The following is a 20389-nucleotide window of genomic DNA, read 5'->3' on the forward strand; positions in this document are numbered from 1 at the left end:
TGTCCGACCAAGGCTCCGGATCCTCGAACCAAAGGAGGAGCGGTCAGTCCGGGGGAACGAGTCCCGCCTCCTGCACGAGCAGTGCCACCTGTACGCGGTTGGTGAGGTCCAGCTTGGTGAGGATCGCCGACACGTGGGTCTTGACCGTGGTCAGGCCGAGATGGTGCCGCGCGGCGATCTCCGCGTTGGTGCGCCCGGCGCCGATCTCGGCTGCCACCGTCCGCTCCCGGTCCGCGAGCACGTCGAGGCGACGTCGGGCGGCCTGCTGCCGGCCGTCCTGCTCCGAATCCGCGACCCGCGCGATGAGCCGACGCATCACCTCGGGCGAGAGCACGGGACGGCCCTGCGCCGCGTGCCGGATCGCCACGACGAGTTCGTCGGGCGGGGTGTCCTTCAGAAGGAACCCGGCCGCGCCCGCCCGCAGGGCACGCAGCACACGGGCGTCCGCGTCGAAGGTGGTGAACACGATGACCTGCGGAGCGGATGATCCGCCGCGCAGCGTTTCCGTGGCGGTGAGCCCGTCGGTGCCGGGCATCCGGATGTCCATCAGCACCACGTCGGGCCGGTGGCGCCGGGCCAACTCCACCGCCTCCGCGCCGTCGCTCGCCTCAGCCACCACCCGCAGGTCGGGCGCCCCGCTCAGCATCATCTTCAGCCCGAACCGGACCACCGGGTCGTCGTCGGCCACCAGCACGTCGATGACCGGCCCGTCGCCGGCAGGCGTGCCGTCGGCCGGCGGGAGATGAGTCACGACGGCCAGGGTAACCGCAGCCGGACCCGCCAGCCGCCCGAGTCGGTCGGCCCGTGGTCGAGCTGCCCGCCCACGAGTCGGGCGCGCTCCCCGAGCCCGCGCAGCCCTGTCCCGGAACCATCGGGGCGCGAGGGCGGACCCGTCGGCGGTGCGTTCACCACCTCGGCGGTCACCTGGTCGTCGGGGCGTCCGGTGACCCGGACCACCACCGGCGTACCCGGCGCGTGCTTGCGTACGTTGGTCAGGCCCTCCTGCACGAGGCGGTAGAGCGTGCGACCCTGCGTCTCCGGGAGGTTCCGGTCCTCGGTCGTCACTCCCGCCTCGTCCCGTAACTCGACAGGCGTGCCAGCCTGACGGGCCTCGTCGATCAGCTCCGGGATGTTCTCGACGCCCGGCAGCGGCAGCTCACCCACCGGAGCCCGGAGCACCCCGATCACCTCGCGGAGGTCCTGCAGGGCGCGGTGCGCGTTCTCGCGGACCACCTCGGCGGCCCGCGCCCGGTCCTCGGCCGGCGCGTCGCGCGAATAGGCGAGGGCACCCGCATGGACGCTGAGCAGCGAAAGCCGATGTCCGAGGACGTCGTGCATCTCCCGCGCGAGCGCCTCCCGGGCCTCCCGGGCCGCATGCTCGGTCCGCAGCAGTGCCTCGACCTCGGCCGCCGCCGCCCGCTCTCGCAAGGCCGCGACCAGCGCCCGGCGGCTGCGTACGGACAGCCCCCACGCCACGATGGCGAGGTTCCCCAGCCCGATGATGATGAACACCGTCATCGGCGGTGCCGCCGTCTCGGGCCACTGCAACTGATAACCGGCGAGCGCGGCCAGGCTGATCGCACACACCGCGACCGTCGCCCTGGTCGAGCGATGCACCGCGACGGTGAACAACGCGACGATCGCGGCCGGCGCGACCGTCTCCGAGAACGCACTCGCCACGGCCAGGACAACGCCGAGCACGACCGGGAACCGGCGCCGCCACCACAGCGCCAGAGCGCCGAGCACCCCGGTGGCCCAGTCCGCGTACCGGATCCAGGCGTAGCCCGGCACCGCGTCGTTCACCTGGGAGATCACCGAGATCAGTCCGACCGCACCGGCCAGCCCGATCAGGGTGGCGTCGACCACCCGGTCGTCCACCGCCTCCCGGAGGGTCCGCCGCGGGGGCTCGGTTGTCCGACTCATCGCATCGAGCCTAGGGCTCGCGGAGAATCAGCACCCAGGTTGTCCGTCCGGTTCGGGCCGGCTTCCCGCAGCGTCACGCCCGTCGTCAGGCAGTTGCGTCCGTCTTTGTTGGGCGTCGAGCGCAGGCTCGCACCTCCACGATCTCCAGCCACTCACCCCTGGCAGACGTGGCGCGCGACGATCCGCTCCCGAATGGCCTGCCGCTGTGGGTCGTCGGTGTCGTCGAGCAGGTCGAGGGCTTCCCGGCCCCGGCTGAGAGCGTTGTCGTGGTCGCCGACCGCGCTGAGGACCTCCGCCAGTACGGCGAGAGCGCGCGCCTGGCGCAGCGGGTCGGCCAGCTCGTCGCCGACCACCCGGGCGAGGGTGGCGTCGGCCAGCGCGTCACGGTGCCGCCCCAGGCGGAGTTGGGCCTCGGCCGAGATGGTGAGGGCATCGCAACGGATCGTGTCGTCGGTGACCCGCTCGTGCAGATCGAGGGCGACGCGGCTGAGGTCGAGTGCGGCACCAGGCTGGTCCGTGTCGAGGCTGAGCTCGGCAAGCCGGACGTGGTTGAGGCTCCGGCCCCGCAGCGAACCGATCCGGTCCCAGACGACGAGGGCCCGCTGGTAGAGGAGACGGGCCTGGTCATACCGTCCGAGTTGACGGTAGGCGTCGCCAAGGTGGTAGAGCGTGTACGCCTCACCGGTCGCGTTCTCGGCCACGCGACAGTCGTTCAGGACTTCCTGGAAGGTCTCGATGGCGCTGCTGATCGCCCCGGTCCGCAGGTGCACGGAGGCGAGATTGTGTCGGCAGACCGACTGCAGCTCGGTGACGCCGTTCTCCTCGGCGAGTCGCAGAGCCTCGGTGAACAGGCTGCCTGCCCGGTCGTAGTCGTGGGTGGTGAAGTAGGTGGCGCCAAGGTTGACGAGGGTGCCCACCCGAGCCGGGTGGTGACCGTCGGCAGTCGCGGCGTCGAGGGCGATACGCAACATCTCCCGCATGTCCTCCTGGTTGCCGGAGCGGTCGAAGACTTCGTGGACCGTGTCGACGGTCTGCCAGGCGTGCCGATGGAAGCCTCGGGCCACCGCGCAGCGGACCAGGGCGAGTACGTTGGTCCGTTCCGTCTCGCACCAGCGCAGGGCGGCACCGTCCGAGGTGAAGGTCATCGGTGTCACCGCCCTCGGTTCGGGCAGGTCGGGGACGGGTGCGCGGGTCGGCTCCAGGACGGTGACGGCGTTGACGGCGGTGAGCAGGTACCAGTCCAACAGCCGGTGCAGTGCCGCTCGTCGCTGCTCGGCAGGTTCCTCCGCCCGGGCTCGGTCGGCCGCGTACCGGCGCAGCAGATCGTGCATCCGATACCGCCGGACGGTGTCGTGGTTGACCAGGTGGGCGCGGGCGAGTCGGTCGAGGGCCCGTTCGGCCTCGGCGACGTCAACCGCCAGCATCGCCGCGGCGGCCTCGGCCCCGATGGTGCCGCCCGGAAAGAGACCGAACCCCAGGAATAGCCGGATGGGCATCGGGGCGAGCGCGTTGACCGACCAGGCGAAGACGGTTCGCAGGGTCATCTCGTCGGTGTCGTCGCCCTCGATGTCGAGCAGTCGACCGGTGAGTTCGTCGGCCAGGTCACCGAGACGGGCCTGGGGCCGGGAGACCACGTGCTCGCCGATGACCCGTAGCGCGAGCGGCAGCCCGCCCGACAGCCAGGCCAGCGTCTCCAGTGCCGCAGGCTCCACGGCGGTGCGTTCCGGTCCGATGATCCGGCCGAGCATGTGATGCCGTTCGAGGGGCGACAGTGGCGCGACGGTCAGGCTGCGGATGCCGTGCCGGACACTCAACCCGCGCAGCCGGTTACGACTGATCACCACGGTGAGGCTGGTATCGGAGCGGGGTAGGAGCTGCTGCGCCTGTTCGGAGTCGACGACGTTGTCCAACACGACGAGCATCCTCCGTCCGTCCATGAGGCGGTGGTACAGCTCGGCGCGTCGACGGGCGTCGGCGGGCACCCGATCCGCCGGGACACCGAGTGCCACGAGGAAGCCGTGCAGCGCTTCCTGCGCGCCTACGGGCGGCATCGGGCCGTGCGCCTCCGCGTCGAGGTAGAGCTGCCCGTCGGGATACCACCCCTGCCGGCGATGTCCCCAGTGACCGGCGAGGGTGGTCTTGCCCACGCCGGGCATCCCGGTCAGCACCACCACCTTCGAGCCGCCCTCGCCGGCGGCGAGGGCGTCCAGCTCGTCCAGCAGCCCGGTCTGCCCGGTGTAGTCGGGGACGTCGTTCGGTAGCTGCCGGGGCACCGACGCCGCCGCGTCCACGGCGGCAAGGCGGCTCCTCACGGACGCGGGGGGCAGGAGATCCGCGATGTCCAGTACCGGTTCGGTACGCATCGCACGGCGGTAGCGTCGGCGGTAGGCGGCCAGGAAGTCCCGTGCGTCGTAGGTGCGGCCGGCCGCCTGGAGCGCGGTGATCCACAACCTCGCCAATCCCTCGTCGAGCGGGTTCTCGATCAGCAACGGCTCCAGCCGGGCCAGCACCCGGTCGTGTTGGCCGGTGACCAACTCACTTTCCGCCAGCATTTTCGCTGCGCCGAATTGCTTTTCTCGCATATCCCGCCGGAGGTGTTCGCACCGCGCACCGCGCAGGTCCGCGAGCGGATCGCCCCGCCACAACTCGCCGGCTCGGGTGAGCATGGCGACGCATCGGTCATGCTGATCCCGGCCGGCTGCCTGCCGGGCCTCGGCGGTCAGCCGCAGGAAGCGGTGGTAGTCGACCAGATCAGGATCGACGGTCAGCCGGTAGGCGTCGGTACCGGGCACCCGCACGAGGGCGTCCTGCAGGTCGACCGCCCGCAAGGCGGCACGTAGACGACTGGCCAACGTGTAGAGCAGCGGACGACGAGCGTCCACAGCCGAGTCCGGCCACAGAAACTCCATGATCGTTTCGACCCGTACCGGATTGTCGGCGTGATAGAGAAGGACGGCGAGCAGGCCGCGCTGCTTTGCCGCACCCAGCGGGACCGACCACCCCTCGACGGTGAGCTTCGTGGGACCCAGAATCGCGAACTCCATCAGCTCTGCCCCCGTCTATTCTTGATCGACATTCACCTATTTCATTCTTCTTCCAGCCGCGGGATGCTTCAAACCTTTCTCCACAGAATCAGAAATCAGACATTCCACTTCCCCGCTCATTGCAAGCCCACTGCAAGGCGACCGGCAAGCTGATCCGCAACTAACCCCTCGATGCTGAATCCCCCCGGACATTCAATGCAGGAGGGACACCAATGACGTCACTGGAATGGTCATCCACCCCCATCGGCATCGACGCCGACCGCTGGGCCAGCCGGTCGGGCTGCCGGACGGTCCTCGTCGTGGCGCACACCATCGCGAGCTGCCGACGGCTCCTGGACGTGATCGAGCACGTCGAGAGCGACCCGAGGGTGCAGTTGGTCTTCACCGTGGCGCCGGACGTCTTCAACCTTCAGGTGAGGCCGTTCCTCAACCAGCTCGGCGCGCTTGTCCTCCCCTGGCACCAGGCCGTCCGGGAGCGGTTCGATCTCGGTCTCGCCGCCGCCCACGGCGGACTTCACCAACTGCACGCACCCCTGTTCCTGATGGCCCACGGCGCAGGGCACGGTAAGCGGGTGCGACCCGGGCCGTACGGCGGCCCGGTGCTCGCGGATCAGCCGGTGTACGGCCTCGACGCGCCGCGCCTGACCCATGGCGGGCGGGTCCTTCCCACCGCCCTCGCCCTCGCCCACGACCATGAGCTGGAGGTGCTGCGTCGACAGTGTCCGGAAGCGGTCGAGGCCGCCGTGGTCATCGGTGACCCCTGCGCCGACCGGCTCGTCGCCAGCCTCTCCCGGCGGCAGGACTACCGGCGGGCCCTGGGGCTCGACGAGCGGCAGGAACTCGTGGTGGTCTCCTCCACCTGGGGCCCGGACGGCGTCTTCGGCCGTTGGCCCGACCTGTTTCCGCGTCTGATGACGCAGCTCCCTCCGGGGCGATACCGGATCGCCGCGCTGCTGCACCCCGCGGTCTGGGACGCACACGGACACCGCCAGGTCCGCGCCTGGCTCCGGGACTGCCTCGACGTCGGGCTGTTGCTACCCGACCCGACCGAGGACTGGCGCGGCCCGGTGGTCGCCGCTGATCACGTCATCGGTGACCACGGCTCCGTCACCGCGTACGCCGCCGCCATCGGACGCCCGACGCTGCTGCTACCCGCGCTGCGGTCGATGCCCGCCACCGGCACAGCTCAGCACCTGCTGGCCGAGAGCGCCAACCGCCTGGACCCGCGCCGACCGCTTCCACCCCAGCTCTCGCTGGCCACGGGCATCGACCGACAGGCGGTGATGGCCGCGCTGACCAGCCGCCCTGGCGACGCCGGCGTGTTGCTGCGGCGCACGATGTACCGCCTGCTTCGGCTGACCGAGCCCGGCCGGCACCGACAGACGAGCCCGGTGCCGGTGGCTCACCCCGGCCGTTGGAAGGTCCAGCATGACCTCGCCGGCTGAGCCCGTCGTCGTGGCACTCCCGGCCCGCGGACAGGCGCCCCGCTCAGCCCGGCTGGCCGACATCGTCGTGACCATCGTCGACAGCGGCGAGCCGGCCACGGTCGGCGACAGCCTGCTGATGGCGTATCCCGGACTGGCCCTCGCCGTCGTCGGGACCCGGGCGGGGGATGTCGCCGTCGGGGTGCGCGGTGGCCAGCCGCGTCGCCTCGGCCGGTTGGCCGCTCCCGGCGGACTGACGATCGGGCTGCTCACTGTGGTGGCTCGACTGCTCCACAGCCGGTGGGCCACCGGAACCTTGTACCTCCGGCGCACCAGCGGGGACGTGTTCTCGCCCGGCCACGCCGCCGTCCAACTCGTCGAGCCGGCGGAGCACGTCGGGCAACCGGGGCGCGGCGAGTGCGGCGAAGATGGCGGCAGCCTCCCGATAGTGCTGTCGTGCGGCCTCGTCGTCGCCTCGCCGCTGGGCGATTCGGCCGAGCAGGAACACGGCCTCTGCCCGTTCGCTGTCGGTGCCGAGTTCGGCCATCCGGCGTACCGCCTCGATGGCGGACTCCTCGGCAGCGGCCAGGTCGCCGGCGCCGAGGTACGCGTCGGCCAGGCCGATCAGCACCCGAGCAGCGTTGTAGGGGTCGACCTCGGACAGCTCGGCGAAGATCTGCCCGGCCTCCACCAACAGCGGTAGCGCGTCGGCCGGCCGGCCCGTCCGGGTCCGGAGCATGCCCAGGTTGAGACAGGAGAGGCCGACACTCCGGGCGTTCGGCAGGGTCCGCCGGCCGGCGAGGACCCGGGCGTACGCCTCCGCCGCCTCGTCCTCCCGGCCGGTATCGGCATAGAGGGTGGCCAACCCCTCCTCGGCATCGATGACGCCCTGGATGTCACCCACTTGTCGGTACCGGTCGACCGCCGCCCGACCGTGCCGCTCAGCCGCCTCGTGGGCGCCGACCCGGCTGCACGCCCGACCCAGCCGTTTGAGCATGACCGCCTCGGCCCATATGTTTCCCCAGGCCCGGGCGGCCCGCACACCGCGCTCGTCGATCTCCAGCCGCTCTTTGTAGCCCTTGAAATAGAGAAGGAGCGGCCAGGCTACGTCACTGAGCTGCCAGGTCAGCTCATGGAGGCCCAGGCCGAAGGCGACCCGGCCGGCCTCCAGCAGATTGCTCCGCTCCCGGTCCAACCACCCGAGGGCAGCAGCCCGGTCGGAGAACTCGGGTGGCCCGTCCAATGCCTGTTGGTAGACGTACGGCAGCCGGCGCCGGTAGGGGGTCACCACGCGGTCCGCCCGGCGGGCGGCGGCGAGGTAGAACTCCAGCATCATGCGCACAGCCGCCAGTCGGTCGTCGGGTGGGTCATCCTGCTCCGACATCTCACGCGCGTACAGCCGGAGCAGGTCGTGGTAGCGGAACCGATCCTCGGTCACCTCCTCCACCAGGTTCGCGTCCAGCAACTCCCCCACCACGGTGCCCACCCGCGCCCCGTCGGCCCCGCCCGCTCCGGCCACGACCGAGATCAGATCCATCCCGAACTCCGCCCCCGGGTGCAGAGCCAGCCTTCGGTACAACGCCGACGCCTCGGGCGTCAGGGCCTGGTACGAGAACTGAAAAGTCGTCCTGATCGACAAACCTTCCACCACCGAAAGTCGGGTCAGCCGCTGCGCCTCGTCGGCCAGTTCGTCGACCATCCGACGAACCGTCAACTTGGGACGGGAAGCCAGCCGCGCCGCCGCCACGACGAGCGCGATGGGCAGACCACCGCAGATCCCTGCCAACTCCTCAGCCGGCGCGGCCTCGCGGAGAATCCGCTCCCGGCCGACGGCCCGCCCCAACAACTCCACCGCCTCGGGAGCCGGCAACGGGCCGACCTCGACCAGGCGGGCACCGTCGGGCAGCAACCCGGTCAGTCGTCGGCGGCTGGTCACCACGACCACCGCCGATGTCGACGCCGGCAGCAGTGTCCTGACCTGGGCTGCCGAGTAGGCGTCGTCGAGCATCACCAACAGGGAACTGTTCGCGGTCACCGTGCGGTAGAGGGTCACCTGTTCGGCCAGGTGCGGGGGAATCCGGTCCGGCGCGACCCCCAGGGCCCGGAGGAAGGCGGACAGCACCACGCCCGGGTCCAGGGGCTCGGTGTCGCTGAACCCCCGCAGGTCGGCATAGAGCTGCCCGTCCACGAAACGGTCCAGCCTGCTGTGCGCCCACTGCCTCGCGAGGGCGGACTTCCCCACGCCACCCGGCCCGAACAGAACAGCGACGAGGTTTCCCCGCTCGGCGAGGTGGCCGTCCAAGGCGGAGAGTTCGTTCGTCCTGTTGATGAAGTTCGGCGACGGTGCGGGCAACTGCCGGGGAACCGGTGGACGCTCGACGGGAGCGCCACCGAAGTGCACACCGCCGTGGATGACCCCGGCCTGCACACTCGATCCGGACACGTTCCCGGACTGCTCGTTCGACGTACCGGACGGCACTGCCCGTTCGGTGTCGCAGGAATCCGTTCCCAATCGCCGCGCCCCCACCCGCCCGCCGCACCTCCGACCGGCCTGGCCTAGAAGTTGATGTCGCCCTGCACGTCGCGCGCCTGCACAACCTTTCCGGCCGTGCCGCTGAAGTGGTTCACCACCTGACCCTGAACTGCGACGACACCCGCTCGCGCCAGCCTGCGCCATTCGTCGTCGAGGGCAGCGGTGAAGCTCGGGTCCCGTGCCATCGCGTCCGCCAGAGCTGAGGCGAGCGCCGCATGCCGCCAACGCTCCTGCGGGTGTGCCATCGCGGCGTCGAGTACGGCCGACTCTCGCGTCCCCGCCCCGAATCGGCCACGGACCAGACTCAACAACGAACCGATCGCACTTCGCGCACCGACACCGAGCGCCTCCGCGCCCTTGGTCGCCAGTGCGGTCGCGACGGCCAGGACGATCTGATCCTCCATGTACGGCCTCCCCCGAGCCACCACTCACAGTCACATAGACAATTCGCACCGTCGTTACCGGCGAGCCTAACGCCAAGGGGCAACCGGCAGCGGGTTTCCGCAGTCGACACAGATCGCTAGAATCGCTGCGATGCTTACATGTCATTTATGAGCGTCTAAGTAGTGAGAGTCACCGTCGAAGGCCACATGACGGACACATCCCAGGATGCGAAAATTTCTCGCCGCCATGATCGACATCGGCTACGTTCGGCCGCATGATCCTCATCTGGGGCATCCAGGTCACCGTCGACCTGCTCCACTCACTACCCGCGCACTCCCTGGAGTCACTCGTTCAGTCGGCGCTGACGATGGTCGGCGCCCCCGCGACGGGGTGGGGTGACGCAGCCGTGTGGACTCCCCTCTGGGTCAAGTGGGTGGCCTACCTGACGAACATCTGACGCACGACTCCTTCACCCGTTGCGATGTGCGCCGCCGGCTCCTGCCGGCGGCGCACACGCCTTTCGCACAGGCCACCTCGCCCTGCCTCAGCGAGCACGACGGAAACCGCGGGACATGGACGAGCGCGGCGATCAGCCCGTAGCCACCGTCCTGCCCTGATCAGGGCGTGTGCAGCCGGTCGACCCGAATGCGGAGAAGCACGCGTTGCTCCCGGCCGCCGAACCCGGGTACGGACGGCCGAGGTACTTCCGGGACAGCTCGTCGATGTGCTCACGGGCGCCCTCGATGGTGACGGCCACGACGCTGCCGCGCGGCGCCCAGTACCGCTACGGTGCGGCCGGGTCGGCGATGCCGATCGCGACGCGGGGGTCGCGTCGGACGTTGCGGGTCTCCGGCCGGGGTCGCGCCGGCCGGTAGCTGACCGGCCGGACGGCCCGTGCGACGAGGCCGACCACCAGTGGGGTCATCCGCTCGTGCGCCCGCTGCACCAGCGCGGTGGTTTGGTTGCGGCTGCGGAGCAGTTCCCCAAGCCCTCGGCTCTGCGCCTCGATCTGATCAGCGGGGAGTCCTCACCGGCCAGATCCGGGCGACCTTCCGATCGTTGCGGGTCTCCTGACCGCGCTCACGCCCCACCCGCCGGCCGGTCCCGTCACCGCTTCCCGTTCTGCCGAAGGGCTTCCTCGAGCTGGTCCTCAAGGATGATGATGCGGCAGGCGGCCTCCAGGGCGGTGCCCTGGTCGACCATCTCGCGGGCCCGGGCGGCCAGCCGCAGCTGGTAGCGGGAGTAGCGGCGGTGTCCACCGCCGGAGCGGTGCGGGTTGATCAGTTTTGCCTCGTCCAGCCGGCGCAGGAAGTCCTGCGTGGCGCCGAGCATCTCGGCGGCCTGGCCGATGGTGTAGGCCGGGTAGTTCTCATCGCCGAACATGTCATCGGGCTGCTGCCCCATGTCACCTCCACGTCGAGGGCCCCGGCGCATGTGCGCCGGGGCCCAGGGTTACGGGTCAGAACACCTACTGCCGACAGGAACGTCGGCTTGTCATGTCCGCGCCGGCCGTCGTGGACGGCTTCGGGCGCGAGGATCGCGTATGCGTGACCGGAGACCACCTCTCGTTCGATGGAAACTGCGGTGTCCGCCCGGCCTGACGTGACGGCCGTGGGCGGGCGATCCACTGGTGTACGGCCCTCCCTTTCCTCTGCCTACTTCCGACACGTGCTCTCGTACGGCCCGCCGGTGTCGGAGCCCACGCGACTTCATGGCCCCGACACGTGCGGCGAGCATCAGGTGCAGCCCCGAAAAGAGCCCTGGCTCCACCTGCACTTCGCCGTCCGTCATGACCTCACGGCCGGACGGCCCGTCCACGTCTTGACGGATCTTCTCTCTCGACTTGAAGAAGAGTATGCCATACCTTGAAAGATGTCTAGTCTCGTCAGCCCAGGTTTTCTGGCGTCGACCGTCACGACCGCAGCGCGGTCGCGGCGGGGGTCCAGGTCGACTCGTCCCCGACGTCGGCGACCGTGATCCCCTTGGCGATCTTCTCCAACTCGGTCGAGGGCAACGTGTCGCCGAGGCCGGTGGCAGTGACCTGGAGGACGACGGTGCCGTCGGCGCTCCAGACGTTGCAGAAGTCGCCGATCGCGAGGCCCGCTTCCCGCGCCCGCCGTTTGGGCACCTGCTGACACCTCGTCGTACCGGGCTCCGGCGACTGGTTCGCGCTGGTGCTCGGCAGGACGAAGATGTGGAAGCCGTCCCTGATGCCGCCCTCGACCGCGTCGTACGGCGCGGTCAGCCCCGAGGCGGGCGCGGCCGGCCGGGTGTACGTCGCGCCGCCGTAGTCACCGGCGCGGGCGGTGGCGATGCCGCTGAGGCCGGGCATGGCGTGCGTGCCGGTCTGCAACGGCAGGTAGCCGGCCGGCACGTAGCCCACCGTGAACGGCACCAGGGCCGGCGTCGGCCGGCGGGGCTTCAGCCCGTCGACCAGACCGCCCAGATCCGCGAAGCTCGGCGTGGCCCGGTCACTGGAGATCGACGTGACAGCCGCCCACGCGTTGTCGGCGTACTCCCAGGCGAACAGCTTGTTGCCCGCGTCGATCGGATTCTTCGGGTCCAGGCCGACCGGCAGCGTCGCCTGCACCGCCCGGTGCCCGGCCACGGTGACCTTCCTGCCGTTCCTGATGCCGTCGGGGTCGAAGGCGCCCGGCCGGTAGACGGTCAGGTACGCCCACAGGGACGGTTTCCCTCCGGCGGCCTTCTTCCTGTTCCCGACGGCGTCGCCCTGCGCCTCGGCCTCCGCCGCCGTCATGGGCTTGTCGTTCGAGGTGTGGCGGTCGGAGTAGACGGAGGCGATCTGGTACGCGGTCGACGTGACGATCGGGTCCTGCACGTGCAGCATGCCGGCGTCGTACCCCTGGAACGTGAAGGTGAACGGCGCGGCGGCGGGCCGGACGGCCCCGGCCGGCCGGGACGCCGCCGCGGCGGCCGGGGCCGGCGGGCCGGCGGTGTCCCGCTCGGCGCCCAGGGTCGGCAGCGTGAACGCGCCGGCGACGGCGACCACGACGAGACCGGCCGCGCCGGCCGACGCGAACCCGGCCCGGCGCCGCCGCTCGGCCCGCCGCCCGGCCACGACGATGTCGTCGGCGGTGCGGCGCATCGGCGGCTCGTCGCCCGTCACGGCGTCCACCAGATCATGCAACTGCATTGGTCCACTCCTCCATCGGCTTCCCGGTGAGTTCGATGCGTTCGCCGCCGAGTGACTCGCGCAGCTTCGCCAGGCCACGGGAGACCTGACTCTTGGCCGTGCCCACGGTGCAGCCGAGGACGCCGGCCGTGTCCTCCAGGCTCAGGTCCAGGTAGTGCCGGAGCACGACCGCGGCCCGCTGCCGGGCCGGCACGGCGTCGAGCGCTGCGCGCAGGCGCATCCGCTCGTCGGTCGCGCCGGCCGGATCCCGCAGCGCGACGTCCGGCACGGCGTCGCCGGCCGACCGCTCGCGCCGCCAGGGGCGGCGGGTCTCGTCGACCGCGGCCCGGTAGACCATGGTCTTGACGTAGAGATCGGGCCGGTCCAGCTTCCGCCAGCGGGGGTAGAGCTTGACCAGCGCGTTGGCCACGGCGTCCTCCGCCGCGTGCCAGTCCCCGCAGGTCATGTACGCCAGCTTGCGCAGCGCCGCCATCTGCGACGTCACGAACTCGCGGAACGCTTGCTCGTCTTCGGCTCTCACGTCGACTGCCTCCTCGTGACGGAGGTAGAACGGAGCCACCCACCCGGGACGTTGCACGGTTCGGAGAAGTAGTTGTGCGGATGCCCCGGGAGCACGTGTCAGCGGTCGGCGCGGCACCTGACGAGCAGGCGGGCCACCATGTCCTGGGCGTGCGCGCGCCCGTAGCCCGGGCTGCTGCTCTCCCGCAGCGATGGTGCAATGGCTGAAACCGGTGGGCGACGGTCGTGGGGCGCGACGCGTCGGGCCCGGCAGCACCGGCGCGGTGCGGCGACAGGTGCCGTGGACCTCGCCGGGGCCCGGTGCGGAGAGTCGTCCTCCGCATCGGGCCCCGGCGTCGCGCGGGTCAGGCGGCCGCGCAGGTGGCCGTCGCACCGGGGCCGGTGCCGGTGCCCTGGAAGCCGAAGTTGGTCGACTGCCCGGCGCCGACGTGCCCGTTGTAGCTCACGTTGGTGAACCGGATGGTGCCGCTGGTGCCGCTGGCCTGGGCGCTCCAGACGCCGGTGGTCGCGGCGCCGCCGGGCAGCGTGATGGTCACGGTCCAGCCGTTGAGGTCCGCCGAGCCGGCGGTGACCGTCACGCTCGCGGTGAAGCCGCCGGCCCACTGGTTGAGCGACACCGACGCGGAGCAGCCGTTGCCGTTCGGGGGCGGCGTGGTCGGCGGCGCGGTGGTCGGGGGCGCGGTGGTCGGCGGGGCCGTGGTGGGCGGCGCGGTGGTCGGCGGCGCGGTCGTCGGCGGCGCGGTGGTGGGCGGGTTCGGGGCGCCGTTGGCCAGGCTGAAGGCCAGGTCGGGCTGGAACGAACCGGCCGTGTAGCGGCAGCCGTCCGCCTCACCCGGCGGCTTCACCCAGAGGTACGCGTCGATGTTGGCGTCGTTGGTGGCGGTGGTCGGGTACGTCCCGATGCGCCGGTCGGTGTTGTCGTCGCCGCACCAGTCCCCGCTGGCGCCGCCGTTGCGGCTGGTGTCGATGACCTGGCGCTTGCCGGAGATGCCCATGCCGTTGAGGGCGGAGATGACGCCTCGGCCGAAGTTCGCCTCGCTCGAGGTGGGGTTGAAGTTCGACACGTTGGTGAAGAAGCCGTCGGCGTACTGCACGCCGGCGTTCCGGAGCCGGTTGGCCGTCTCGTTCGCGCTGTTCCAGGTGGAGTGACCGCCGTCGAGGTACACCTTGGCGTTGGGGTTGGCCGACTTGATGGTCCGGGTGGCGGTCGAGATCGCCTGGTTGCGGGCGTTGAGCTCGCCGCTGCTCAGGCACGTCTGGAGCGCCAGCGAGTCGGTCTCCAGGATGATCAGGACGGTCTGGTTGCCCAGCCCACGGGCGAAGTTCGACACCCACGTCTGGTACTGGTTGAGGTCGGGCGCGCCGCCCGCGCTGGCCCCGCCGCAGTCCCGGTTGGTGATCTCGTAGACCGAGAGCACCGGGATCTGCTGCGCGGCGTTGGCCGCGCCGATGAACCCGGAGACCTCGGACTGGATGGTCGACGGGTTGAAGTTGGCGAACCAGCGGGCCTGCGGCTGGCTCGCGATCTTGTCGCGGATGACGGCGGCCCGCGAGTCACCGGGGTTGGCGGCGACCCAGCGGACGACCGCCGAACTCGGGTCGCGGTAGAGCGAGCCGGACACCGTGCCGGCGGACGCGTCGCCGATGGTGAGGCTGACGCCGGCGGCCGTGACGGCCGCCACGGCCGCCACGCCGAGGGCCGCGGATCTGCGGCGCAGCGGGGAGAGGGTAGCCACGACGTGTTTCCTCCTGATCACATAGATGTATCTAAGTTCATGGGAGCGTTCCCATGAAGGTAGCGGAGTGTGGCACCGCTGCCAAGACGGGAAACACGTCGATGGGCGGGCCCGCGACGTTCGCGGACCCGCCCATCGGCCGACTGCCTCACCCGGCGAAGTAGTCCTCCACCTCCGGACTCTCCTTGTCGCGGTGGACCCCGGTCTTGCACCCGGCGAACGGGCCCGCCGGATCCCGCAACGACGACATCACCGGATTGAGGTGGTCACGGTGCCAGGACGCCGGGCCGGACAGCCCGCCCCCCACCCCGGTCAGCTCCTGCCAGGCCAGCCAGAGACCGTGCAGGAGGGCGACCGCCTCGGCGTGTTCCCACCAGCGCGGGCACCACGGTGCCCGCGAGGTGACCTCCCGCCCGTAGATCGGCAGCAGCAGGTGCTCCACCCAGACGGCCAGCCCGGCCAGCGCGGCGTCGTACTCGTCGCCGTCCAGGTGCACGATGAACGGCGACCGGCGGGTCGGCGGGGGCGGAGGCGGCGGGGGCAGCTCCGGCGCGCGGTCGACGTCGACGACTGCTTCGGTCATGTGGTCCCTTTCCGATTCGACGGCGGCTACTTGGTCGGTGCCGGTCCCTTCGACTTCGCCTCGGTGTTGGTGAAGGCCGACGTCCGGGTGGAGGTGGCCGAATCGACCGGACCGATCCGGGCCACCTCGCCGCCGGTCACGCGCCGGGCGGACGCCTCGTTGTAGATCGCCCGGACCTGGTTGTTGACCGGCCCCTGGAGACCTGCGCTGTTCAGCGTGCCGATCATCTCGGCGGCCACGCTCTCGTTGTGCTGGTTCGGCGACGAGTGGACGTACTCGACCCGCCTTTCGACGTACTCCGGCCAGCCGGGATTGTTCTGGATGCTCGCGTCACGGGTGGACGCCGAGCGCACCTCGTCCCAGTTGGCGGAGATGGTGTCCGCCTGCCGGGAGTAGGAGTCGCGGAGCTCCGGCGCCTCGGCGTCGGTGCCGGGCAGGTGGAAGTTGGCCCCGTAGAGGTCGCGGTCGACCGGGTGCTGGTAGACGTTGTTCGCGTCCTCGTGGTGCAGCTCGTGGTCGAGCGTCGCCTGCGCGGTGTACCCGGGCGTGCCCGACTGCGGGTAGTAGGGGTAGGTGGGGTCGTAGGTGATCGTGCTCGGCCCGGACTGGCTCGCCCCCCACCGGGCCGACTGGCCGTCGTCCTGCTGCTGGAACTGGACCCCGCCGACGTTCTGCGCGGCGGTGTCGCGGATGCGTGACGTCTCCGAGTCGGAACTGGACGGGTCCGACGGTGCCCGGCCCCCGCTCACCTCCCGCCGCCGCTGCTCGTACTTCAGCCGGCTCATCTTGATGCTCTCGCTGTGCTGCTTGTCCTTCTTCCCCATCGCACCGTTCCTCTCATCCGCTCGGGTCCGGCCCGCCTTGCCCGGTGCCGGACGATCGACGCACCCCATGACGCGGCGATCCCGGCTCCGGTTCACCGACGCCGCCGGAAAACCGGGCCCGAGCGGCGCGGGCGCCGCTGAACTACCCTCGCCGCCGTGGACACCGCAGAGATCGAGGCACCCGTCGTCGGCGTCACCGTCTATCCGGACCGGGCCCGGGTCACCCGCCGCGGCAGCATCCGGCTGCCCGCCGGCGACCATCGGGTACGCGTCGCGCCACTCCCGCTCGGCCTGCGACGCGACTCGGTTCGGGTCGGCGGCTTGGGCGCGGCCACCGTGCTCGGCGTCGACGTGACCACGTGGCGGCAGGCCCGCAGCACCGACGCGCAGGTGGCCGGTCTGGAGCAGCGACGCCGCGACCTGGCCGAGGAGCTGGCCGGGACCGAGGACGCGGACGGCATCGAGGAGCAGCGCGAGCAGTTCCTCACCCGGCTGGCCGAGCGCGCCGGCGGCACGTACGCCCGGGCGCTGGCCGCCGGCGACGCCGTGCCGGCCGACGTGGCGGCCTTCACCGACTCGCTCGCCGGTCAGCTCGCCGAGTCCCGGGCCCGACGTCGCGGACTGAACCGGCGTCGGACCGAGCTGGCCGAGGAGCTGGCCGCGGTCGAGCGCGACCTGACCGCCGCGCAGGACAAGCGGGCACCGGACCGGCTGGCCGCCGAGGTGACCGTCGCGGTGACGGCCGACGACGCCGAGGTCGAGCTGGAACTGAGCTACCTGGTGGACGGCGCGCGCTGGACGCCCTCCTACGATCTGCGGCTGCTCGACGACACCATGACCGTCACCTGGTTCGGGCTGGTCAGCCAGAGCACCGGGGAGGACTGGCCGGAGTGCGAGGTGCGGCTCTCCACCGCCCGGCCGGCGGCGTCTGCCGGCGTACCCGAGCTTTCGCCCTGGTATCTCGACCGGTTCCGGCCGGCGACACCGCGCGCGATGTCGGCGGACATGCCGGCGCCGCCGGCTCCCGGCGCGGCGCCGGTCGGCGGCGGTCCGGCCCGGTCCGCGGCGCCCAAGCCGCGCCTGCGGGAGAGCGTCGCGGAGGTCGAGCAGGGGGTCAGCGCGGCCACCTACCGGCCGGCCCGGCCGCTGGCGGTGCCGGCCGACGGCAGCGCGCACCGGGCCACCATCGCGGTGCTGGAGCTGCCGGCCCGGCTGGACCACGTGACCGTGCCGGTCCGCGCCGCCGAGGCCCACCTGCGGGCGACGGTACGCAACACGTCGGCGCACACGCTGCTCCCCGGCCCGGCGGCGGTGTTCCACGGCGCCGACTTCGTCGCGGCGACCCGGCTGCCGACGTGGGCACCGGGCGAGGAGACCGAACTGGCGCTCGGGGTGGACGACCGGCTGCGGGTGGAGCGGAAGCTGCACCGGCGCACCGAGACGAAGGCGACGCTCGGGTCGACCCGGCGGCGGGAGGTGGAGTACCGGATCACCGTCGCCAACCACACGCCGCGACCGGCGACGGTCGAGGTACGCGACCAACTGCCGGTCTCCCGCGACGAGACGGTGGTGGTACGCGAGACGTCGGTGGCGCCGCAGCCGGCGGAGCGTACCGAGCTGGGGGAGCTGACCTGGCGGTTGTCGCTGGCACCGGGCGACCGCGGGGAGATCACGCTGGGCTTCCGGGTGGAGCTCGCCAAGGTTGTCGAGTTGACCGGCTGGCGGGAGTAGCCGTTAGGCGGGGCCCCTTGTTATGCAGAATGCGTTAACAAGGGGCCCCGCCTTTCACGTCAGTGGCGGCGGCGTCCGTACGCCCCGGCGGCGATGTACACGCCGGCCGCGGCGAAGAGCACCTGGAGCAGCAGTTCGATCCAGTCGATGCCGGGCGTGTCGGCCACGCCGAACAGGCCGGCCACGAGGGTGCCCAGGATCGCGGCGACCACACCGATGAGCAGGGTGAGCCAGATCGGGATGTTCTGCTTGCCCGGCACCACCAGGCGGCCCAGCGCGCCGATGATGAGGCCAATGATGATCGCGGTGAGGAAACCGGTGACTTCCACGGGAGCCGTCCTGTTCTTCCGATGGGCTGACGTCTCGTTCGGTGCCCCGCCCGACCCGCCGCCGAAACGCGAGTCGCGTTTTTTCACACAACTGTCATGGCGGGCCGGCCCAGGTCAGGGCCAGAGAAGCTGCGCCACGACCAACGCGCCGACCACGTCCGGTCCCCGGACCACCTGCCGAATGAGATCGACCGGGATCATGCCAACGGGGGTGTCCACGGCGACGCCGCCGTACTTCATCGGCGGCCGGGTGGCGGCCCGGTAGGCAGCGGCCACGGTGCCGAGCACCAGCACCCCGTCGAGCACGCCGACGCTGGCGCGCACCATCGGCAGAGAGACCGCGTACCAGATCAGCACGGACACCGCCGGCACCACCAGGTGCGCCAGGTTGAGCACGGTGTCCCCGCCGCCCAGCGAGCGGCGCAGGCCGGCGGAACGCCCGACGGCACGCAGGCCACCGGTCAACCGGCCGACCGCCAGGAACCCGAGGACCACCTGCGCCGGGCCGGCCAGCGTCGGCAGCGCCACCGCGACCGCGTACAGGGTGAGCAGCAGGGCCACCCAGACCACGAGCGCGCTGGGGTGGCGGACCGGACGCCACAGCTCGGCCTGCACCAGCACGCCGAACCGGCCGAGCGGGCGGAACCGGCGACTCGACACCACGCCGATCGACCGCCAGCGGCGGCTCTCCACCAGACCGGTGAGGAACGACGGGTCGAGCAGCAGCGCGGCGCCGGCCGCCGCGTCCGCCACCTGGGCGCCGCTGACCAGGGACGCCCGGTCCACCGACGGCAGCGCCCGGTACGCCCGGAGGACGGCCACCACGACCGGGGGCGCCGCCGCGAACCCGAGTGCCCAGCCGAGGGACGTCGACGGCGGCGGCACGAAGAACCCGGTCAGGTGACCCACGACCAGCGCCGCCGCCACCACGGCGGCGGCGCCGAACAGCCCTCGGTCGAGGATCCGGGTCCACCCGGCCCGGCGCGGACTGCCCTGGGCGACGACCGCCGACGCCGCGGCCAGCGTGCCGCAGGCGGCCCCGGCCACGGCCGAGCCGGCGAGGTCGGTCGCGCCGCCGGCGCCGGTCGCCACCGCCGCGGCCAGACCGACCAGGCCACCACCGGCGACCGCCGCGCCCAGCAGCATGACGAAGCGGGGCAACAGCCAGCCCCGCCGGTCCACCGGCGAGCTGACCACCCAGGACTGCGCGGCCGGCGACACCACCAGCGGGCCCACCGCCCGCAGGCCCCGCCAGGCGAGCCCGGCGACGGCCAGGGCGGCGGCGACCCCGAGCCAGTACCGGTCCCCCGGATCACCCTGCCGGCCCGACGGTGACCCGAGGTAGTCGCGTACCTCGCTCACCAGCGCCCAGCCGTACATGCCGGCGAAGAGCACGAGGACGTAGGCGTCGGTGAGCACGTCACCGAGCGACACCGCCCGGTGGCGTCGCCGGGTCCGCCGCAGCCGGCCCCGGAGCTGACGCGCGTCGGGCGGGCTGCCCGGCCGGACGCCGAGTTCCGTGCTCACGCACCGCCGCCGATCTCGAGCCGGTCGTCCGCCGTCGACGCCGCCAGCTCGGCGTCGTGCGTCGCCATCAACACGGCCGTGCCCGCCCGCTTCTCGCGCAGCAGCCGGTCGGCCAGCCACGCCCGGCCGCGGGCGTCGAGGCGCTGCTCCGGCTCGTCCAGCACGAGCAGGCGGCGGGGGCGGACGAAACACGAGGCCAACGCCAGCCGCCGCCGCTGCCCGCTGGACAGCGTCGAGGGCAACTGGTCGCGGGCGCGCTCCAGCCCCAGCTCGGCGATCACCTCGGCCACCGTCGCACCGGAGCCCCCATGGGCGTACGCGACGAGTTCGAGGTGCTCCACGACGGACAGGTCCGGAAAGAAGTCGATGTCGTCCAGCGCGGCGGCCAGCAGGGCGCGCGTGCGGGCATCGGTCTCGTAGCAGCGCCGGCCGTCCAGCAGCACCTCGCCCGCGTCGGGGCGGTCCGCGCCCACCACGCACCGCAGCAGCGTGGTCTTCCCGCTGCCGTTCGGCCCGACCACCACGGCGAGCCGGCCGGCGGCCAGGCCGAAGGACACGTCCTCCAGCACGGTCAACTGTCCGAACCGCCGGGTCAGGCCGCGTACCGTGAGCATGTCCACGACTCCACACTGTGGCACAGCGGCGCAGCCGTCCCCCCGTGGCGCAGCGGCGCAGCCG

At 71.8% G+C, this 20389-nt stretch carries 18 protein-coding genes; 3 read left to right on the forward strand and 15 right to left on the reverse strand.

The genetic code is table 11. From position 1 onward, the window contains the following. Positions 1-43: 43 nt before the first annotated feature. From TPA0908_RS28575 to TPA0908_RS28585, 3 genes are all read right to left on the reverse strand, one after another. Positions 44-751 carry a response regulator transcription factor gene (locus TPA0908_RS28575; RefSeq protein ID WP_374709267.1) on the reverse strand — a complete coding sequence of 236 codons (708 nt, stop codon included), beginning with the start codon at positions 749-751 and terminating at the stop codon, positions 44-46. Next, entirely contained in the window at positions 748-1923 is a 1176-nt protein-coding gene (locus TPA0908_RS28580; protein WP_281943242.1) for a sensor histidine kinase, read from the reverse strand. The genes TPA0908_RS28575 and TPA0908_RS28580 overlap by 4 nt, the downstream gene beginning before the upstream one ends. A gap of 152 nt (positions 1924-2075) precedes the next feature. Beyond that, on the reverse strand, positions 2076-4967 hold the full coding sequence (locus TPA0908_RS28585) for an AfsR/SARP family transcriptional regulator (protein WP_308447853.1): 2892 nt from the start codon (positions 4965-4967) through the stop codon (positions 2076-2078). Positions 4968-5179: 212 nt separating this feature from the next. On the opposite strand from TPA0908_RS28585, the gene TPA0908_RS28590 reads away from it, so the two are divergent. Continuing rightward, positions 5180-6412, forward strand: a complete 1233-nt coding sequence (locus TPA0908_RS28590; RefSeq protein WP_281943244.1) for a hypothetical protein — start codon at positions 5180-5182, stop codon at positions 6410-6412. 43 nt (positions 6413-6455) lie between these two features. Here TPA0908_RS28590 and TPA0908_RS28595 read toward each other — a convergent pair whose 3' ends face one another. Continuing rightward, positions 6456-8834: a tetratricopeptide repeat protein gene (locus tag TPA0908_RS28595; protein ID WP_281943245.1), complete on the reverse strand. Its 2379-nt coding sequence runs from the start codon at positions 8832-8834 to the stop codon at positions 6456-6458. Between the two features lie 113 nt (positions 8835-8947). Further along, positions 8948-9328 (reverse strand): hypothetical protein, encoded by a 381-nt coding sequence (locus TPA0908_RS28600; RefSeq protein WP_281943246.1) that lies wholly within the window; start codon positions 9326-9328, stop codon positions 8948-8950. A gap of 254 nt (positions 9329-9582) precedes the next feature. On the opposite strand from TPA0908_RS28600, the gene TPA0908_RS28605 reads away from it, so the two are divergent. Beyond that, positions 9583-9765 carry a hypothetical protein gene (locus tag TPA0908_RS28605; protein ID WP_281943247.1) on the forward strand — a complete coding sequence of 61 codons (183 nt, stop codon included), beginning with the start codon at positions 9583-9585 and terminating at the stop codon, positions 9763-9765. A gap of 327 nt (positions 9766-10092) precedes the next feature. On the opposite strand, the gene TPA0908_RS28610 is transcribed toward TPA0908_RS28605, so the two are convergent. From TPA0908_RS28610 to TPA0908_RS28640, 7 genes are all read right to left on the reverse strand, one after another. Continuing rightward, positions 10093-10254 carry a hypothetical protein gene (locus tag TPA0908_RS28610; protein ID WP_281943249.1) on the reverse strand — a complete coding sequence of 54 codons (162 nt, stop codon included), beginning with the start codon at positions 10252-10254 and terminating at the stop codon, positions 10093-10095. A gap of 161 nt (positions 10255-10415) precedes the next feature. Then, positions 10416-10712 (reverse strand): helix-turn-helix domain-containing protein, encoded by a 297-nt coding sequence (locus TPA0908_RS28615; protein WP_107154856.1) that lies wholly within the window; start codon positions 10710-10712, stop codon positions 10416-10418. A 508-nt stretch (positions 10713-11220) separates the two neighbouring features. Continuing rightward, positions 11221-12462, reverse strand: a complete 1242-nt coding sequence (locus tag TPA0908_RS28620) for a hypothetical protein (RefSeq protein WP_281943253.1) — start codon at positions 12460-12462, stop codon at positions 11221-11223. After that, on the reverse strand, positions 12449-12982 hold the full coding sequence (locus TPA0908_RS28625; RefSeq protein WP_281943254.1) for a SigE family RNA polymerase sigma factor: 534 nt from the start codon (positions 12980-12982) through the stop codon (positions 12449-12451). The genes TPA0908_RS28620 and TPA0908_RS28625 overlap by 14 nt, the downstream gene beginning before the upstream one ends. Before the next feature lie 343 nt (positions 12983-13325). Continuing rightward, complete coding sequence (locus tag TPA0908_RS28630; RefSeq protein WP_281943256.1) at positions 13326-14717, reverse strand: glycoside hydrolase family 6 protein; 1392 nt, start codon at positions 14715-14717, stop codon at positions 13326-13328. A 148-nt stretch (positions 14718-14865) separates the two neighbouring features. Then, entirely contained in the window at positions 14866-15300 is a 435-nt protein-coding gene (locus tag TPA0908_RS28635) for a DUF4913 domain-containing protein (RefSeq protein WP_281943257.1), read from the reverse strand. 26 nt (positions 15301-15326) lie between these two features. After that, positions 15327-16124: a hypothetical protein gene (locus TPA0908_RS28640; RefSeq protein ID WP_281943259.1), complete on the reverse strand. Its 798-nt coding sequence runs from the start codon at positions 16122-16124 to the stop codon at positions 15327-15329. A gap of 156 nt (positions 16125-16280) precedes the next feature. On the opposite strand from TPA0908_RS28640, the gene TPA0908_RS28645 reads away from it, so the two are divergent. Next, entirely contained in the window at positions 16281-17855 is a 1575-nt protein-coding gene (locus TPA0908_RS28645; RefSeq protein ID WP_281943260.1) for a mucoidy inhibitor MuiA family protein, read from the forward strand. A gap of 59 nt (positions 17856-17914) precedes the next feature. Here the strand turns inward: TPA0908_RS28645 and TPA0908_RS28650 are convergent, their stop codons facing one another. The 3 genes from TPA0908_RS28650 to TPA0908_RS28660 all read right to left on the reverse strand — a co-directional run bounded on the left by TPA0908_RS28650 (position 17915) and on the right by TPA0908_RS28660 (position 20325). Continuing rightward, complete coding sequence (locus TPA0908_RS28650) at positions 17915-18184, reverse strand: GlsB/YeaQ/YmgE family stress response membrane protein (RefSeq protein ID WP_281943262.1); 270 nt, start codon at positions 18182-18184, stop codon at positions 17915-17917. A gap of 114 nt (positions 18185-18298) precedes the next feature. Next, positions 18299-19711, reverse strand: coding sequence for a DUF6297 family protein (locus TPA0908_RS28655; protein WP_281943264.1), 1413 nt, complete (start codon positions 19709-19711; stop codon positions 18299-18301). Next, entirely contained in the window at positions 19708-20325 is a 618-nt protein-coding gene (locus tag TPA0908_RS28660; RefSeq protein WP_281943806.1) for an ABC transporter ATP-binding protein, read from the reverse strand. Before TPA0908_RS28660 ends, TPA0908_RS28655 begins: the two co-directional genes overlap by 4 nt. Positions 20326-20389: the final 64 nt, after the last annotated feature.

It is taken from the genome of Micromonospora sp. AKA38 (assembly GCF_027925725.1).
GTDB lineage: Bacteria > Actinomycetota > Actinomycetes > Mycobacteriales > Micromonosporaceae > Micromonospora.

Coding starts and splice junctions, on each gene's coding strand:
- TPA0908_RS28620 (WP_281943253.1), bottom strand. CDS start 12,462: ATGCAGTTGCATGATCTGGTGGACGCCGTGACGGGCGACGAGCCGCCG.
- TPA0908_RS28635 (WP_281943257.1), bottom strand. CDS start 15,300: ATGACCGAAGCAGTCGTCGACGTCGACCGCGCGCCGGAGCTGCCCCCG.
- TPA0908_RS28605 (WP_281943247.1), top strand. CDS start 9,583: ATGATCCTCATCTGGGGCATCCAGGTCACCGTCGACCTGCTCCACTCA.
- TPA0908_RS28585 (WP_308447853.1), bottom strand. CDS start 4,967: ATGGAGTTCGCGATTCTGGGTCCCACGAAGCTCACCGTCGAGGGGTGG.
- TPA0908_RS28590 (WP_281943244.1), top strand. CDS start 5,180: ATGACGTCACTGGAATGGTCATCCACCCCCATCGGCATCGACGCCGAC.
- TPA0908_RS28600 (WP_281943246.1), bottom strand. CDS start 9,328: ATGGAGGATCAGATCGTCCTGGCCGTCGCGACCGCACTGGCGACCAAG.
- TPA0908_RS28660 (WP_281943806.1), bottom strand. CDS start 20,325: ATGCTCACGGTACGCGGCCTGACCCGGCGGTTCGGACAGTTGACCGTG.
- TPA0908_RS28640 (WP_281943259.1), bottom strand. CDS start 16,124: ATGGGGAAGAAGGACAAGCAGCACAGCGAGAGCATCAAGATGAGCCGG.
- TPA0908_RS28580 (WP_281943242.1), bottom strand. CDS start 1,923: ATGAGTCGGACAACCGAGCCCCCGCGGCGGACCCTCCGGGAGGCGGTG.
- TPA0908_RS28615 (WP_107154856.1), bottom strand. CDS start 10,712: ATGGGGCAGCAGCCCGATGACATGTTCGGCGATGAGAACTACCCGGCC.